Here is a 16,817-nt window from a genome sequence, read left to right on the forward strand (position 1 = left end):
TTTAAAATTGAGCTCCCTATATTATGTAGTGGAGGCGATAATCCTGAGCGGTAAGATTAGTGTTGAGGTCAATGATAATCAGGTAGCATTGCCCCCGGGTTCAACTCTGGGGGATGCTATTAAAGCATCGCAGGCTCCTTACAGGGAAGGTACCGCTATAGGTATTCTTAAGAAGGACGAAGGTCGCAAAAGCGGTGCTATAATAGATTATGTCGTGAAGACCTCGAAAGGGGACTTCAGGATAGAACTGGAAGGCGATTCATCATCTGCTGATGTATGGGCAGATAATTTTAATGAATACGAAGGTACAAAGGTTCGTTGGGATTCCAGGGATGCAGTGGCATTTGGTCCCTTCAAAGCTGACATTGTGCCAACTCATTCTTTATTATCACTAAACAAATATGATGTTGTGTTCGGAGCGGGCGGCCTTGATCCGAACAATACTCATATGATAATTGCACTGGAGGCCCATTCTTCGGAATATGGTACTCCGGAAGATGGCATTTTTGGAAAAGTAGTAAGCGGGATCAATATCCTGCCCGAGCTTGGCAGCGGTGACACTATAGACAGCATTGAACCGATCCTTGAATGGGAGGAGACCGGAGAGCACATATGTACCACTGACCTGACTACGGTCATTGAGGATGGTTCCCGGATATTCACCTATATAGAGGTTGAGGTCGACCCTGAAGCACCTGAGGGCGCAGAACATTTCTTTGCGTTGACACGTGATGGTACCTTTGATGTGGAATTTGTTTCAAGTTCATTCATTTCTGATCATTCATTGCACGGTGAGGCGTGCAAATTCGAGAATTTCGATCCCCGAACAAGAGGTTCGGTATGGGTACGAACTGTGGGTTACGGTACCGGAAAGGTGTTCATCGCTAAGGATGACAGGCCTGCCAGCATCATGCATTCGGTTGTAGGACATCTTTCCATTGGAACAGAGCTTGTCCAGATGGCAGAGGCCGACCAGAAGCTGATGGTCAGGACATCTCCTGAACCGATCTGGCTACTGGGTCTGTCCTTTAAGGAAGCCGAAGAGAAACTTTCAGCTCTTGGCATTGAGCTTGTAAAGCAGGGTTATACTGAAGACGATGCTGTTATTGTTGAGCAGAAGCCTGCACATAGTATTGATGTCCTGAGGGAAGGTAAGGTAGAAGCTTTAGGTGTCCCGGATTCAAAGCTTGTGAGTGTTGAACTTTATGACGAACTTGCCCCGAAGACGCTTGATTTCTTCAGGCATGCCATCGACCTCCAGTTCAAACCGGTAGGCGCACTGCCAATAATGATGACGTATGAGAATACCTACATCTTCAAGGCAGAGAAATCCGCTGAAAAATACAAGGAGATCTTTCCTGAGAATGTCCCTCAGGGCAAGGTTGCAGCAGGAGAGCTTGGTGTTACTAACCAGGCAGCAAAAAGGCATGGTATGGTCGGTGTGAAACTTGAGGATGACGATCTGTTCGGTCCTACAGGTGAGAAGTTCACAAGTACGAATATCATAGGTCGCATCCTTGAGCCTGAAAAACTCAAGGGCATGAAGGATGGGGATGTAATGTATGTTATTGAATATACAGGAAGTGATCAATGATGGCTGAAGGTACTGAGGATAACATCACCAGGATCGTTGTGATAAGCTCTGACAGTGTCCTGCCAATGGATGCTGCCATGAAGGTCTATGAGTCAGAGGACGCTATCACCATCAAAGAGACCTGTTTCGGGACAATGGTGAATGGCCCCAGGGATGCTGTTAACAGGGTTGTGGAAACTCTCCGGTCCATGGACCGCAATCACATATTTGTAAAGGACAGGGGTTTTAAGCCTGGTGCGGAAGTACGCTGTCGTGCCGGAAGGGGCGGCGGTCCTAGACCCGGGTTCCATTTCCTGAGGGAAGAGGTGAGCATGCTTCCAATGATCGGCAGGGCACTGGATGAGTATGATGCCGGTGAACCGCTTGAAGAAAAAGAAACTCCTGGAAAACTTGATGTATTGAAGTTGAAAAAGATCATTGATTCAGAATTATGAGGTGTTATTTTGGCAAAAGTTATCATTTATCCAACAAACAGCCTTATCCTTTCCGACATGGTAGAGAGATTCGGGCATGAACCTCTTGCTATGATGGAGAAGATACGCGAGAAGATCACTACAGTGGGTGTGGATTCCCCTCCTTTGAACATAACTCCTGAGGGACCAAAACATGGTCTGAAATATGCAGCGGTAGAAGTTCCGGCAGGTGTCAGGGGCAGGATGTCCATTATTGGTCCGCTTATCGATATCGCGGAAGCTGCAATTATTGTCGGTGATGCGTCCATAAGCTTTGGCTGCATGGGCTGCGCTCGTACAAATGAGCTTACGAAGTTTCTCATAAGGGAGAAGGAGATTCCTGTTCTTGAAATACAATATCCTCACACGGAAGAGGAAGGAAAGGCCTTCGTGTATAATATAGCAGAGTTCCTGAAAGCCCTGCCAACCGGAAGTGATGATGAATGACTGAAAAAGATCAGGTATTGATAGCACTTGTTTCCTGTGGAAGTGAATATGCAGGTGTCCAGAAAGAGCTGGAAAATGCTGCAAGCACCCTGAATGCAAAGCTGGTCTATCCGGAGATGGATGTTGCATCACTTGACACCATAGGTATGGATTTTGGGCTGGAAGTCGCAAGCCCTGACCTGAAACTCATGATGGCAAGGGCAAAGGCAGTAGTTGAAGGCGTTGCCAAGGTGGATGGTGTGTTCGTAACATCATGTTTCCGCTGTGCAGAAGCTGCTATTGTCAGGAACGAGATACGCAGGTATATTTTCCAGAACTCAGGTCTTCCTGTCATCAGTTATTCATTTACGGAACGTACCACGGCAGCTACTCTGCTGACCCGTCTGGAAGCACTGACCACCATTGCGAGAAGGAAGCACTTACTTGCAAGAGAACATCAGGTTGGCATTACTGCCGGAATCGATTCCGGTTCTACCACAACCAAGGCAGTTGTGATGAAGGACGATAAGATCATCGGTGAGGGCTGGGTCCCGACCATCAAGGTCCTTGAAAGTGCTGATACTGCTCTGCAGCAGGCACTGGACCAGGCAGGATTGAAGAGGGAGGATATCCAGGCAATAGGCACTACAGGATACGGTCGTTTCCTGATAGGTGAGCATTTCAATGCTGACCTTGTGCAGGAAGAGATCACTGTAAACTCAAAAGGCGCCGTCTATCTTGCAGGCAAGCAACAGGGCAGTGCAACAGTCATCGATATTGGCGGAATGGACAACAAGGCCATATCCGTACAGGATGGCATTCCCGGAATGTTCACAATGGGCGGTATCTGTGCCGGTGCTTCCGGTCGTTTCCTCGAGATGACCTCTAAACGTCTTGGTGTTGAGATCACAGAACTTGGTGACCTTGCTGTGCGGGGTATGGAAAAGAACGTGGAGATGAACAGTTACTGTATTGTTTTCGGTATCCAGTCCCTTGTGAACTCCCTTGCAAAAGGCTCGATCCCTGAGGATGTAGCCGCTGCAGCCTGCCATAGCGTGGTGGAGCAGATATTTGAACAGCAGCTTCAGGAAGTGGAAGTTAAGGAACCACTCATCCTTGTGGGCGGTTCTTCTCTTATTGCAGGTGTTCCAAAGGCCCTTGGCGATCTCTTGAAGATCGATGTGCTCGTGCCTCCACATTCGCAGCTTATCGGTGCTGTGGGTGCAGCACTTCTTGCATCCGGTTTTGTAAAGGGGTGATCTTCATGGAACCCCTTGAGATATTCATTGTAGAGACTACCGAGCCTTCTGAGGCAAAAGCATACGAAAGCATCATGAAGGATGTTATTTCCGAGCTTGCTTTTGTGAGGACCATCGGAAGGATAAAAGTGAGGATAAGGCCTGAGGATTCATTGTTCATGATGGCCCTCATCCTTCGTAGAGGCCTTCCACCTATAAAGGCGAAGGAGATCTCTGATACTGAGATAGACAGGCCCGGATCAAAAGTGATCATCACTGTAACGGATGAGAAGACGATCCCTCAATTCCTCGAAAAACTATGGGCACAATTTGGAAGGGCGAATGTCATACAGCCCCAGAGGAATCTGATCGAGGTGATCTCTGATGACCTGAAAGCAGCCGAAGATTCCATCGGTGATATCGTTGTGGATGATCCGGAAAAATCTCTTCGTGAAAGGCTTGCGGATATGGCAATACGTGCCACTCCCGAGGGGTTCAGGATACGTTATCACTCTTTTGATAATGGCAGGTTCATATTTGTGGCATCTGAGGATACTATGCAACAGGAATGGATAGATGAGGCTCGTGTAATGCTTGAAGATCTGACAGGAGATGATGTTAATGGCAGCAGTGCTTGAACCATATATCTATGAAGGCGGTATCCACAAACACAGTCTGATTCTCGAGTTGCTGGAAGACCTTGGTGGTTATCTTGTGCAAAAGACACCTGCTTCCACAGAAGTGACCCTTGTAATGCTTATCCCGAAAAAAGATGTTCCTCTTGTGGAAGAGCTTTGCAATAAGTTGCTGGGAAAACTTACTCCTGCACCTCTGACAGGTACCGAGATCGCAGTGGTGTCCCCGACCCTTGCTTCACATCATCTTCCGCACTCAGCATGTGATATTGCGGAGTACCTGCGTCGTGGAGGTGCGAACACCAACATGATAGGCCTTGCAAGGGGGATGGGAAGACGGGTAGCACTTTCTGCAGACTACGAGAGGAGACTTATCAACGAGCATGATGTTGCAGTGTTCTCTTTTGGTACTTTCAAGGATTGCATTATCAACAAGAAGCCAAAGCTCTTTGAAGGGATCGATATTCCAATAATAGTTACTGGTGGCCCGGACCTTGAAACTGGCGATGTTCCCGGGTGTGATATGTATGTGGGATGCATTGGTCGTGTTGCTCACAGGATGAGGAAAGGTCCTGAACTTGATGCAATGGACGTGCTTAATGAAAAGGTCGGTGAGATGATAAATCTCAAGAGGGAAAGGATCTCAAAAGATCCGCTTGTTGTTCTTCCTGCAAGGCTGATGAAAGAGGTACAGGAGCAGATTCCTGATATCCATGATGTTCTGACCCCTGCACCGATCACACTTCAGCTCGATGGGATGAGGGTCAAGTTGCCTTTTGATGAATATCATGAAGCTATTGGTAATATCGAGTTCGATGAAGGCTTCAGGCTTTCGGATATTGCTGATATAATGCCTTCAAAGATGAAAGATTATGTCCTTATAAAGATCAAACGCAGGTCTGAGGTAGGATCAAAAATTTAATAATATTAGTAAATTAGTGAGGATCATTATGGAGATCGAAAAGATCAGAGAGATCGTGGAAAAGGAGCCTGATGAGGCGGTTTCAGAAATACTGGAAGGGGTTAAAGAAAGGTATGGTGAGATACCATATATCCTGAACTTCATGAAGGATATGCCTGACCTTCTGATACCAAAAGTGATGTATGACAATTCCATCATGAGGGAATTCGAAAGACTTGATCCCAAGACCATCGAACTGATATGTATCGGTGTTTCTTCAGCTATTCGCTGTGATCACTGCATGAAGATGCATATCCGTGTGGCACACAGGCTCGGTCTGACAAAAGAAGAGATCTTCGATGCTGTCCTGATCGGTGGTGCAATGTCAAATGCCTCTGTTCTTGCAGAAGGTACCAGGGCTCTTGATCTTGAGTTCAATGGCTCGAAACCTGATGCCGAAGAGGAATGTGATGTCTGTAACATCGCTCCTGGTAATAATGACAATGGCGGTAAGGTCAACAATGAAGATTAACTGTCAATAATATCCTGAACAAAAAATGAGTCTCAACAATTAGTGATGTCTACTTTGGCATTTGGCATCACTTTTCGTTATTTCTATTTTTTTATCTTATCCTTTATTTCTTATCCAAGAATTGGTGTTCCTGAGAGAAGAGCGCCTGCAATGTATCCAAGGATAACTCCTCCATTTAGGAATGGCAGTCCTGCCTGTGGCTTTCCTTTCATGACGAAGATGGTCAGTGCAAAGAACCCTATAATTGTGCCTGCCATTGCTCCAAGGGCAGGATATGAGATAAATCCGGTATGCTCGATGAACACATTTGCTGATACAACAAGAACTGTGGGCATGACCGCATCCCCCAGACCCATGAAGAATGCATCCCTTTCACCTTCTGCTTTAAGGCTGTCTTTTATGAAAGAATAGTTCAGTTTCTTTGGGATGACAAACAGGATGGGCAGTTTCAGGTCCATCACTCCTTCTGCAAGAGCTATCATGTGCTTTGTCTTGTAAACGGAAATGGCATCGTATATTGCCAGCAGGCTCAGAAGCACTATGGCGGGTGCTATCCCGAACGATATTCCGAAAATTGAGCTTGCGGCGGCTGCGATTATAATGCCTGTAATGTCGATGACATACCATTCAGGGTACTTGTAAAGAAGTGCTGTCAGGGCTATTGCAAGTGGAATAGCTATGGCATTGCTCATTGCCTCGTTGAATCCGAGAATGAAGAACATTGGATAAAATCCATAATAGACGGTTGCTGCCACCGCAAGAAGTATTGTGAGTTGTATGACCCATTTCATGTTCCTTTTAATGGCCATAAGCAGCAGGAACGTGAATACGAGAATAAATCCGATGTAATACAATGAATTTGCAGTGGATTCGGGATTTTCCACAGCCCTCATCCCCAGTTCATCCATAGGGGATGCCAGGAAAAGTGCTAAGGACTGTATCACCAGTATCAATCCAGCCATTACTAACATTGGGAGGTAATCCCTGAATGTGTCTTTTTCAGAACTCACAATAAATGCTCCCTTTCTATCAAAATTTCTCTGGAATTCTAAATATCTGCACAGTATTTAATAGTATGTAAGAATTATAATACGTATCATCAGCAAAATATTGCTGCAAGCATTTGTAAATGAGGTAAAATGATGGATACTCGGGACATTGTATTTTCACTTGTGATGGTTGTATCGTCCTTTGTGCTGACCTATGAATGGTTGGGTAGGTTCAAATATAGTCCTGCAAACTCTCTGATCATATTGTCCGCTATTGTCATGGTAGGGGCATTGGCTGCTATGATCCTTTCTGTGGACATAAGGCTTCGGAGGATCGAAAAGACGCTGGATGAGAAGGAACGTTCTCTTCGCATAAACGTGCAGAGCATTGAAACTTCAATGGATAAGAAGATGAACGAAGTTATCACTGTGGTAGATGAAGCAATGGATTCAATGAATAGGAGAGCATACCGTTGATCTCCTATCTTTCTATTCTCTTATTAGGCTGAAGTTGTTATCTGAAAACAGTATTCACTTATTGTGACAGTCGACAGATGCCGTAAAGCATATTAATATGGCAGTATTATGTGAACTGTGTTAGAGTGCTGGACTTTATTAGATTGTTACGTTATAGGGGATTGCGTATATGCGCATTAATTTAGAACCGATCGGCATTATCAAAAAAGCTGGGAAATATTCAGAGGTGCTTATATACTCTGAATTTGAACAGATTGTAAAGAATCTTGTTTCTAAAATTGGTAAAAATCCTGTTTGTGGTCAGGAACTACTGATAGTGCATAAGAACGGTAAAGGTGATGATGTACATCAGGTGGAAATAACTAAAACAACAGTTCTCGAACGTGCAGGCAATGTTCTCAAGATTGGCAGGATCAATGCACATGATGATTCAGTAATAGATGTGCGTATCGATATAAATGAAGATATTTCAAGGCATAGCTGATCTGTTTTTAATAAGGTAACATGGGTACGGATATTGGTGATCTGCTTCAGAAACACACTGTTGAAATAGCTGAGCTTTCAAACAAGGTAGTCGCTATTGATGCCTATAATACACTTTACCAGTTCCTGAGTATAATCAGGCAACGTGATGGTACTCCTCTAAAAGACTCAAGCGGGCATGTAACATCCCATCTTTCAGGTATCCTTTACAGGTTCACAAATCTCATTGAGAGCGGTGTAAAGCCTGTTTTTGTTTTTGATGGCAAGCCCCCTGAGTTCAAATCCGGTACCCTTGAAAAACGTCACGAAATTCGTGAAGCTGCAAGTGCGAAATGGGAAGATGCCAAAGCACAGGGCTTCGAGGAAGAGGCATACAAGTATGCGCAGGCGTCATCAAAGGTGACAAAGGAGATCATTGAAGATTCGATGAAACTTCTGGAGCTAATGGGCATTCCCTATGTGAAAGCACCTTCTGAAGGGGAGGCACAGGCTTCCTATATGGTACGTAAGGGGGATGCTGATCTGATCGGTTCGCAGGATTATGATTCACTGCTCTTCGGAGCCCCTTCTGTTGTACGGAATCTGACAATAACCGGTAAGAGAAAACTCCCTCGCAAGAACATCTACGTGGATGTGAAGCCTGAGATGATCTCTCTTGAGGAAAGCCTTGAAGGGCTTGGAGTGACACGCTCACAACTCATCGATATTGCCATGTGTATCGGTACTGATTACAACCCCGGGCTTGAGAATATCGGTCCGAAAAGGGCAGTCAAATTTGTGAAAGAACACGGTAGTATCGAAGGTGTCCTGTCCAAAACAGGCAAGGAGATCGAGGAGCTTGATGCTAAAAAGCAGTTCTTTATGAACCCTCCGGTAACTGACGATTATGAGATGAACTGGAAAAAGCCGGATCGTGCCGGAGTTATTGATTTCCTTTGCAAGCAGCACGATTTTTCGGAAGATAGGGTCAATAAGGCACTCGACCGCCTTGAAGCCAGCATGGGTGGCGGACAGAGTACCCTTGACCAGTGGTTCTGATTTTAGTATTTTAATTAGTTTGTCAGTTTTGTAATTATTTTGCTTTTAATTACGGCAGTTCTGATTATTCTTTTAGTATCAGGGGATGGCCTGTCATTTCGGCTGGCTGTTCTATGTTCATAATGCTCAGTATCGTGGGTGCCACATCCGAAAGCCTGCCTTTTGATAGCGAAATGCCGTTCTCTTTTGTGACATACACAAATCGAACGGGGTTGCTCGTATGTGCAGTGTGGACGTGTCCTTCCTTTGTGGAGTGATCCATCATCTTTTCCGCATTTCCATGGTCAGCCATGATCATTGCTTCCCCTCCTGCTTTCAGGACCCGGTCGACTATCTTTCCAACACAATCGTCAACAGCTTCCACTGCTTTGATGGCTGCTTCCATTATTCCGGTGTGTCCGACCATGTCCATGTTCGCGAGATTCAGTACGATCACGTCATATGCGTCGGAGTCTATTCTTTTGATGAGCTCCTCAGTGACTTCGTATGCACTCATTTCGGGCTTGAGATCATAGGTGGCGACCTTTGGTGACGGTATAAGGCATCTTTCCTCACCTTCATTCTGTTTTTCCACACCTCCATTGAAGAAGAATGTCACATGGGCATACTTTTCTGTCTCTGCAATACGCAACTGTTTAATGCCTGCCTTGCTGAGGACCTCTCCGAGTGTGTTCTTAAGTTCCTCTGAAGGAAATGCAACGGGCAATGTCAGCTTCTCATCGTATTCGGACATGCATACGTAGTGAACATTAGGGCGCACCTTGCGTTCGAATCCTTTGAATTCATCGTTTACAAAAGCATATGTAAGCTCTCTTGCGCGGTCAGGTCTGAAATTGAAAAAGACCACGGAATCATTATCCTTGATAGTGGCAACAGCTTCTCCGTTCTCATCGACAATTACCGTAGGTTTGATGAACTCGTCATCCTCATTTCTTTCGTAACCTTCTGAAACCGCGGATACGGGGTCTTTAGACTGGAATCCAATTCCCTGAGTGATAGCATCGTATGCTGCCTGTACACGATCCCAGCGGTTATCCCTGTCCATTGCATAGTATCTTCCGGCAACGGTTGCTGTTTTTGCACATCCTGTAGATTCGCAGAGCCTGACGTGTTCTTTCATATCCTCAAGAGCTGCTCTTGGCGGAACATCGCGACCGTCCAGGAATGCATGTATGTAGATCCTGTCAAGTCCTTTGTTCTTTGCAAACTCAATTAGTGCACGCAGGTGGTTCATATGGCTATGTACCCCTCCATAAGAAAAAAGTCCCATCAAATGAAGAGCTGAACCTTTCTCCTTTGCATTATTGATGGCTTCCAGCAACACAGGGTTCCTGAAGAAATCTCCGTTCGCAATATCCCTGTTAATGCGGGTAAGATCCTGATAGACAACACGACCTGCTCCTATGTTCAGGTGGCCGACCTCGGAGTTACCCATCTGCCCTTCAGGAAGCCCGACGTCCTCTCCTGATGCAGTGAGTAGTGTATCAGGATACTCTTCTACAAGCCGATCAAGGTTGCTGGTGTCAGCCAATGCTATGGCATTTCCTTTATCTTCCGGTGAGTATCCCCAACCGTCCAGTATCATCAAAAGAAGTGGTCTTTTAGTGAATTTCATGGGGGTTAGAATGTATTGATGATAATTAAATGCACGGATTTTATTTTCATGTCCAATAATGTAACTGAAAACAAGGATAGGCTATTTCTATATGTATGGTATATAGCAAAAGCCAGACTTACAAGTGGAATTGCTGACCAATTTGGGTAATTTTGATATCTCCAAAAAAGCAGGATTCACACAATTTCACATAATATAATTGATGCTAATAAAGAAACTCAGGGTTTTCATGGACTCTCAGCAACTAATGGATGAAGAAAAATGAGTTACAAGATAGGAATTATGGGTGCTACTGGTGCAGTGGGCAGGGAAATTATTGAAGTTCTTCATGACAGGAACTTTCCTGTGGAAAGCTTAAGGCTCTACGCATCAGAAAGAAGTGCAGGTAAAACGATCGAGACACCTTTCGGTGACATCACTATTGAAAATGCCGGCTCGGCAGATTATTCACAGCTTGACATTGCATTTTTTGCTATCAGTGGAAGCTGGAGCAAGGAAAATGCCAAAAAGGCAACAGATGCAGGCTGCTATGTGATCGACAACAGCAGTGCTTTCAGGTATGATGATGAAGTGCCACTGGTAGTTCCTGAGATCAACACCGATGCCATTGGTGACTCAAAGCTCATCGCGAATCCTAACTGTACGACAGCCATTGCAGCCATCCCTCTTTACAACCTCCACAAGGAATATGGTCTGAAGAAGGTCATTATCAGTACCTACCAGGCTACCAGCGGAGCCGGAGCTGCCGGAATGAGTGAACTGACAGAGGAAACCAGAAATTACCTGGAAGGCAAAGAGGCTAAGAACGAGGTCTTTGCTCATCCTATTGTCTTTAACACAATTCCGCATATCGACAGTTTCCAGGACAACGATTACACCCGTGAGGAAATGAAAGTGGTCTGGGAAACCAGGAAAATATTCAGTGAACCTGATATGGCTATCAGCTGCACCTGTGTAAGGATCCCTACCATGAGGGTACATGGGGAAAGCATAGTTATCGAGACCGAAAAGCCGATCTCTCCCGAGGATGCAAAGAAATTATTGGGTGAAACCGAGGGCATTGAACTAAAAGATGACATCGGGAACAACGTTTACCCAATGCCACTTACCGCCACCAAAAAGTATGACGTGGAAGTTGGCAGGATCAGGCGGAACCTTGTATTCGGTGACCATGGCCTTGAGTTCTTCGTATGTGGTGACCAGATCCTTAAGGGCGCCGCTTTGAATGCTGTGCAGATCGCTGAAAAACTTTAATAAAGCATCTTGTATTTGCTGGGGAAAGGGGACTCATGTGTAGTTCTCTTTCCTCTTCCTTCTTCGTTTTCCACTCATTTTGTTCTTTTAATCCTCATTCTTCTAAGTTTCCTTATTTTCTGAATATTGACATTTTTTGATTTGCTCTTTTTATTTTTTGGAGCATAATCTTTTTTTGATAACTTCTCATATTCCTGTCTATGGATATCAGGGACATCGACTGGAACGAAGTATGGAAGGAACAGATGAGACTTTATAATGAAGTTGATGGTTCATCGGAAAAGGTGGATATCTGGGGGACCAAAGAAAGTGCCAGACGTTACTGGGAAATGTCCAGGGACAAGGGTGCTGCCAGGGTTGAGCATACTTTGGCCGAGATCAATCTTAAGCCGGATTCGCGAGTTCTTGATGTCGGTGCAGGACCGGGAGCACTTGCCATTCCTATCTCAAAGCTTGTCAGGGAAGTTGTTGCTGTTGAACCATCTGATGGTATGATGTCTGTTCTGCAGGAAAATATTGATGAGATGAACCTCGACAACATCCGGTGCATACACAAAGGCTGGGAAGACATCAATATCGAAGAGGTGGGTGATGACTATGATGTTGTCATTGCTTCCTATTCACTTAGCGTCCCCGATATCAGGCAGGCCTTTGAAAAGATACAGGCAGTTTCCAGCGGCTCCGTCTACATTTACTGGTTTGCAGGGGAAACATCATGGGATGAACAATATAGTGCCATATGGCCTGCCCTTCACAATGAGGAATATCATAGCTCTCCCAAGTGCAACATAATGTACAACGTTCTCTACGATATGGGCATCTATCCTAACATGAACGTGTTCCCGATAGAGCGAAGCATGTTCTTCTCTTCACTGGAGGATGCTGTAAAACACTACATTCCGCACTACCGGGCATATACTCCTGAAAAACTGGGGATCCTGAGGGAATATCTGGGGACTGTCCTGCCTCAGAACGAAGATGGCTCTATACTGCACCTTGGTGATACTATGCGGGTCAGGATGTGGTGGGACAACAACAAATAATTTTCTGGACGTTCCCTCGTTACATTATGCGCTGGTGCTCTTAAAAGCACTATATTCCTTTGCCAGCATTACAAAGGTAACAAGGAAGGAAAGTCCATCCGATATCGGAAATGCTATCCAGATCCCTTCCAGCTGGAAAAATCGTGGTAGTATCAATACAAGGGGTATCAGGAACAGGACCTGACGGCTGATAGAAAGGATGAATGCAGGTCTGGCTTTTCCAAGTGTCTGGTAGATTGATGCTCCTACTATCTGGAATCCGACAAATGGTACTGCAAGCACCATGATGCGTGTGGCAGACGTGCCTGCATCTATCAATTGCTGGTCTGTGGTAAAGATGCTGAAAAGCTGGGATGGAAATAGGAACAGCAGCAGGAATCCTGCCATCGATATTACGGTGGTGACCTTAATTGCAAGTAACGTTGAGCTAATGACCCTGTCAAAGTTCTTTGCACCATAATTAAATCCTACAATAGGTTGTAATCCCTGCACTATGCCTATCATTGGCATGAAAGTGAACATGAAAAGGCGGTTAACAACACCAAAGACTGCTATGGGTATGTCTCCTCCATAGATCGCCAGTGCGTTGTTTATTACAATTATCATCAGGCTACTGGATGCACTTCTTGCAAAAGAGGATGCCCCGATGGTAACGGTTTCCTTGAATACGTCGGAATGGGGGATGAGGTTGCTTGCATGAAAATTCAGGCCGCTCATTCCACTACTGAAATAATGTACCAGGTAGATGGCGCTGATAGCCTGTGATATTACGGTTGCTATGGCAGCACCTTCTATTCCCATATCAAGCCCAAAAATAAATATCGGGTCAAGTATTATGTTCAGTCCGGCAGATATGAGCATTGTCAGCATGGCAACCTTTGCATTGCCTTCTGCACGAACTATATTATTGACTGTCATTGAGAATGCAAAAACGATTGTTCCATACAATATTATTCTCGTATAGTCAAATGCGAATGGCAGTATGGTCTCAGTAGCACCGAACAGTTTCAGAAGGGGGATGATGTAAATGCTTCCAAGTACTGTGATAAGTATGCTGAGTGCCAGTATCGCAGAAATGGCATTACCAAGTGCAATATCCGCACGTTTGTAGTCCTTTGAGCCAAGGCTTCTTGATATTATGGACGCACTTCCAATTCCAATTGTAAGTGCAACTCCCATTATTATCATCTGGATCGGGAATGCTATTGTAATACCTGCTATTCCCTGTACACTCTCAACCCCAAGTGCCCTCCCGACAAATATTGTGTCCACAAGGCTGTACAGTGCCTGAACTACCATTCCTATGGTTGCTGGTACTGATAGTTTGAAAAGGACCTTTGAGATGCTCTCTTCTGCAAGCATCCGGGCTCTGGCGTTCATTGGTGTTTTCCTCGAGAAGGTTTGGTGGTGAGAAAGAAAACACCTTATAAATCAGTTCCGTATTATCTCTTTTTATGGATATTGTGGTACCGGTCGTCTATCAATAAGGGGATGATATCATTAGGTTGTGTTTCATTGTAGAAAAAAACAAGTGCCATGGATGACCATTCGATCCGGACCCGTCTGAAGTTGTCCTTTCCTGGATTCATACGGTCTAACATGGTGATCTTATCTGAAAGATCATAACCAAAAGATATGGCATTTGAAGGTTCCATATCGGGAAATTCTTCTAGAAATATGTTGGAAATAAATTTACTTATCACTTTTTTTGAATGTCCGATCACATTTGTGTCGCAGAAACCGATGTGTATGTTCAGACCTTCCGTATCTGTCCAGTAATGTGAATGTTCCTCGAATGAGAGGTTCATGGATGTTTTTAGAGGGGTGGTAGATCTGAATCGAATGTCCATCATCTTTAGTTTCCACATGCTCTTCAGGTTGGAAGATTCTTTGCAGCAGGTTATGGCATATCCATGCTGCTCTATATCTGTATGGCTTTCAGCCGTTGTAAGTATTGCAAGACAACAGTTTTTCATTTTTCAGCCTCTTGAGTTCTTAGGATATAGTTGTTCAAACATCAATTCGAACATTCTGAACTCTTCGTTTTTCTGCTCTTTTAGATCATTTCCAGATACTTCATCCGGATAGTGTAATGTAATTGGTAGTTATTTTATCAAGAGTATATATTAGTGATTTAGTTATTTTTTAGTTAGGTAGTCTAAATTAGTCCAATAGTATAATCCTCTTTTACTTTAATAATATCAGCAAGTCCACTACTATTATATGCATGGCTGAAAAAACAGTTATTTCCACAAATCAGTTGAGCTATCCGAAAAACAACAACAGTAACAACAATAATTTTGTTTTCCCAGACATTTCAGGGCTGTGGCCAACCCTTCATTTGTTGAACAGTTCCACACTGGTCTCGATATCCGGGGCTTTAAGGATATATCTTGCTTTTATTCTGCTTCAGATGCAATTTAACATTCTTTCCTGCATAGCAGGTGGTCTTGTCGTATATGCTGTATATACACTGGATCGTGCACTTGATTCAGAAGAAGATACTGTCAACAGGTCCGAGCTTACAGGGGCGAGAAGGGATGTAGCACTCTTCGTTTCGTTGCTTGCATTTTTAGCAGGTGCCTATTTCCTGTTCCTCGATGGAATATTGCTTCTTGCTTTCCTTCCTCTGGTTACCGGTTATCTTTACAGTAAAGGTCTGAAGGTAGGCAAGCATCATCTGAAACTAAAAGGTGGTCTTGGAGTAAAGAATCTTGTTGTAGGTACGACATGGGGTGCTTTTATTGCCGGTATTGCGGGATGGTATGCTGAAAGCCTTTTCCCTGTGGTCGCAGTCTTCCTTTTCTTTGGCATCAAACTTTTCGTTAATTCATCCATCTATGATTTCAAGGATATCAAAGGTGATGCTCTTGCAGGCATCAAGACCCTTCCCGTGAGTCTTGGGCCACAGAGGACCCGTGATCTCCTGTTGGGTATGCATCTGTTCTCCCACTCTCTTCTGGGACTTTTGATACTTTCAGAGACCATTGCCTATGAGCCTGTTATTCTGGTTTACAGCTTCATTGCAGGAATGATCTGCATAAGCAGGTTCACAGTGCCTACGGAAAATGAATCAAAGGGTAGAATGCACAAACGCTTGTTTGCTGTAGATGGTGAATCGAGTATGATAGTAGGATTAAAGGCATTTACAGGGATGTAATTTCCCTGGCCTCTTTTTTGTAATGCTCAAAGAGTTCTTTTCCCCAGTTTGCAACGGTTTGGCCGGTCCCCATCAGATCTCTCTGTGGGTCATAGCTCCCATTCTTGAAAAAGAGTGACATGGAAAAGAAGTTATCTGTCGCGACGAATGCAACCCTGGAGCTTTCGATCAGGTAAAGGTTTGTGTTATCTGAATCCAGGTACATCTGCATCGTTTCTGTGTACTCATTTTTAACTTTTTCAAATACATTTCTGGTTAGTATCAGAGACGTGGGGACATTATTCTTTGCAAGGTTTGCGAAGAATTCGGGGTATCTGGGTATGAATATTGAAGAAACCCCGTAGATCTCTTTTGATTCTGCAATGCTATTCAGGAAGTTCTTATGGGAATCATATATGTTCTCAAGACCTTCTTCATGGATGGTACATTCGCCAAGTTCATTTATCCTGTCAAGAAGATGCTGTGGGATGCCTTCAAGAATGTGTTCTTTCCAGAATGTCTCATTTTTTTCTATTGAACAAAGGGTATCGATCAGTGGTTTCAGGTGTTTAGCTGCAACTCTGCCGATGGGGGTTATGTGATATTCTTTTTCATCCTTGTAGATAAAATTTGCAGCTTCCATCTCTTTCAGTCGGGGAGATATCTCTGGCGAACTGACATTAAAATATTCCCTGATCTGGGATAATGATCGAGGTTCCTTTTCTAACAAGAACAGAAGATCCTTTCTTTTTTCGGAAAATGTTAATATGCTCAGTAACCCTGTAGATTTCAGTTGCACCAACTCCAAGGTGGATTCTGTATCAATTGTATATATAGTTCGGGATGTATTATTTAAGTGTTTCTATATTTTAATTGAATTGACCCAAAGAGACACAGTACTATTTTCTATTGTAAGATGGCTAATGAAATCGAAATTATTAATTAAATCTATATTTTTCTAATATTTTTACTGAAATACAAATTGATGTTATTGAACATCT

18 protein-coding genes are annotated in these 16,817 nt (G+C 44.1%); 13 read left to right on the top strand and 5 right to left on the bottom strand.

Annotation, left to right across the window (positions count from 1 at the left end; translation table 11 throughout):
• Positions 1 to 28 precede the first annotated feature (28 nt).
• From E7X57_RS03150 to E7X57_RS03180, 7 genes are read left to right on the top strand one after another with little or no spacing between them, the layout of a single operon-like run.
• On the top strand, positions 29 to 1,594 hold the full coding sequence (locus E7X57_RS03150) for a methanogenesis marker 3 protein (protein WP_135611211.1): 1,566 nt from the start codon (positions 29 to 31) through the stop codon (positions 1,592 to 1,594).
• Entirely contained in the window at positions 1,594 to 2,028 is a 435-nt protein-coding gene (locus E7X57_RS03155) for a methanogenesis marker 6 protein (protein WP_135610482.1), read from the top strand. Before E7X57_RS03150 ends, E7X57_RS03155 begins: the two co-directional genes overlap by 1 nt.
• A gap of 9 nt (positions 2,029 to 2,037) precedes the next feature.
• A complete protein-coding gene (locus tag E7X57_RS03160) occupies positions 2,038 to 2,493 on the top strand; it encodes a methanogenesis marker 5 protein (RefSeq protein WP_135610484.1) in 456 nt (151 codons plus the stop codon).
• A complete protein-coding gene (locus E7X57_RS03165) occupies positions 2,490 to 3,731 on the top strand; it encodes a methanogenesis marker 15 protein (protein ID WP_135610486.1) in 1,242 nt (413 codons plus the stop codon). The genes E7X57_RS03160 and E7X57_RS03165 overlap by 4 nt, the downstream gene beginning before the upstream one ends.
• A gap of 5 nt (positions 3,732 to 3,736) precedes the next feature.
• Entirely contained in the window at positions 3,737 to 4,348 is a 612-nt protein-coding gene (locus tag E7X57_RS03170; RefSeq protein WP_135610488.1) for a methanogenesis marker 17 protein, read from the top strand.
• Positions 4,332 to 5,267, top strand: a complete 936-nt coding sequence (locus E7X57_RS03175) for a methanogenesis marker 7 protein (protein WP_135610490.1) — start codon at positions 4,332 to 4,334, stop codon at positions 5,265 to 5,267. Before E7X57_RS03170 ends, E7X57_RS03175 begins: the two co-directional genes overlap by 17 nt.
• 28 nt (positions 5,268 to 5,295) lie before the next feature.
• Positions 5,296 to 5,778: a carboxymuconolactone decarboxylase family protein gene (locus E7X57_RS03180; RefSeq protein ID WP_135610492.1), complete on the top strand. Its 483-nt coding sequence runs from the start codon at positions 5,296 to 5,298 to the stop codon at positions 5,776 to 5,778.
• A gap of 110 nt (positions 5,779 to 5,888) precedes the next feature.
• Here the strand turns inward: E7X57_RS03180 and E7X57_RS03185 are convergent, their stop codons facing one another.
• Positions 5,889 to 6,788, bottom strand: coding sequence for a presenilin family intramembrane aspartyl protease PSH (locus tag E7X57_RS03185; RefSeq protein ID WP_135610494.1), 900 nt, complete (start codon positions 6,786 to 6,788; stop codon positions 5,889 to 5,891).
• A 132-nt stretch (positions 6,789 to 6,920) separates the two neighbouring features.
• Here E7X57_RS03185 and E7X57_RS03190 point away from each other — a divergent pair, with 132 nt between their 5' ends.
• From E7X57_RS03190 to fen, 3 genes are all read left to right on the top strand, one after another.
• Complete coding sequence (locus E7X57_RS03190) at positions 6,921 to 7,244, top strand: hypothetical protein (protein ID WP_135610496.1); 324 nt, start codon at positions 6,921 to 6,923, stop codon at positions 7,242 to 7,244.
• A 169-nt stretch (positions 7,245 to 7,413) separates the two neighbouring features.
• On the top strand, positions 7,414 to 7,728 hold the full coding sequence (locus E7X57_RS03195; protein ID WP_135610499.1) for a hypothetical protein: 315 nt from the start codon (positions 7,414 to 7,416) through the stop codon (positions 7,726 to 7,728).
• Between the two features lie 20 nt (positions 7,729 to 7,748).
• Complete coding sequence (gene fen / locus E7X57_RS03200) at positions 7,749 to 8,765, top strand: flap endonuclease-1 (RefSeq protein ID WP_135610501.1); 1,017 nt, start codon at positions 7,749 to 7,751, stop codon at positions 8,763 to 8,765.
• Between the two features lie 64 nt (positions 8,766 to 8,829).
• Here fen and gpmI read toward each other — a convergent pair whose 3' ends face one another.
• On the bottom strand, positions 8,830 to 10,380 hold the full coding sequence (gene gpmI, locus E7X57_RS03205) for a 2,3-bisphosphoglycerate-independent phosphoglycerate mutase (protein WP_135610503.1): 1,551 nt from the start codon (positions 10,378 to 10,380) through the stop codon (positions 8,830 to 8,832).
• A 261-nt stretch (positions 10,381 to 10,641) separates the two neighbouring features.
• Between gpmI and E7X57_RS03210 the strand changes: the two genes are divergently transcribed.
• Both E7X57_RS03210 and E7X57_RS03215 read left to right on the top strand, forming a co-directional pair.
• Positions 10,642 to 11,634, top strand: a complete 993-nt coding sequence (locus E7X57_RS03210; protein ID WP_135610505.1) for an aspartate-semialdehyde dehydrogenase — start codon at positions 10,642 to 10,644, stop codon at positions 11,632 to 11,634.
• Between the two features lie 200 nt (positions 11,635 to 11,834).
• On the top strand, positions 11,835 to 12,677 hold the full coding sequence (locus E7X57_RS03215; RefSeq protein ID WP_135610507.1) for a class I SAM-dependent methyltransferase: 843 nt from the start codon (positions 11,835 to 11,837) through the stop codon (positions 12,675 to 12,677).
• A 24-nt stretch (positions 12,678 to 12,701) separates the two neighbouring features.
• Here E7X57_RS03215 and E7X57_RS03220 read toward each other — a convergent pair whose 3' ends face one another.
• Positions 12,702 to 14,057: an MATE family efflux transporter gene (locus E7X57_RS03220; RefSeq protein WP_135610509.1), complete on the bottom strand. Its 1,356-nt coding sequence runs from the start codon at positions 14,055 to 14,057 to the stop codon at positions 12,702 to 12,704.
• 62 nt (positions 14,058 to 14,119) lie between these two features.
• On the bottom strand, positions 14,120 to 14,653 hold the full coding sequence (locus E7X57_RS03225) for a hypothetical protein (protein WP_135610511.1): 534 nt from the start codon (positions 14,651 to 14,653) through the stop codon (positions 14,120 to 14,122).
• Positions 14,654 to 14,904: 251 nt separating this feature from the next.
• Here E7X57_RS03225 and E7X57_RS03230 point away from each other — a divergent pair, with 251 nt between their 5' ends.
• Positions 14,905 to 15,837, top strand: a complete 933-nt coding sequence (locus tag E7X57_RS03230; RefSeq protein ID WP_135610513.1) for a UbiA family prenyltransferase — start codon at positions 14,905 to 14,907, stop codon at positions 15,835 to 15,837.
• On the opposite strand, the gene E7X57_RS03235 is transcribed toward E7X57_RS03230, so the two are convergent.
• The gene (locus E7X57_RS03235; protein WP_371413154.1) at positions 15,824 to 16,615 is read right to left on the bottom strand and encodes a helix-turn-helix transcriptional regulator; all 792 of its coding nucleotides are present in this window, start codon (positions 16,613 to 16,615) and stop codon (positions 15,824 to 15,826) included. The genes E7X57_RS03230 and E7X57_RS03235 overlap by 14 nt on opposite strands.
• Positions 16,616 to 16,817: the final 202 nt, after the last annotated feature.

Source organism: Methanococcoides sp. AM1 (assembly GCF_900774055.1).
Classification (GTDB): Archaea; Halobacteriota; Methanosarcinia; order Methanosarcinales; family Methanosarcinaceae; genus Methanococcoides.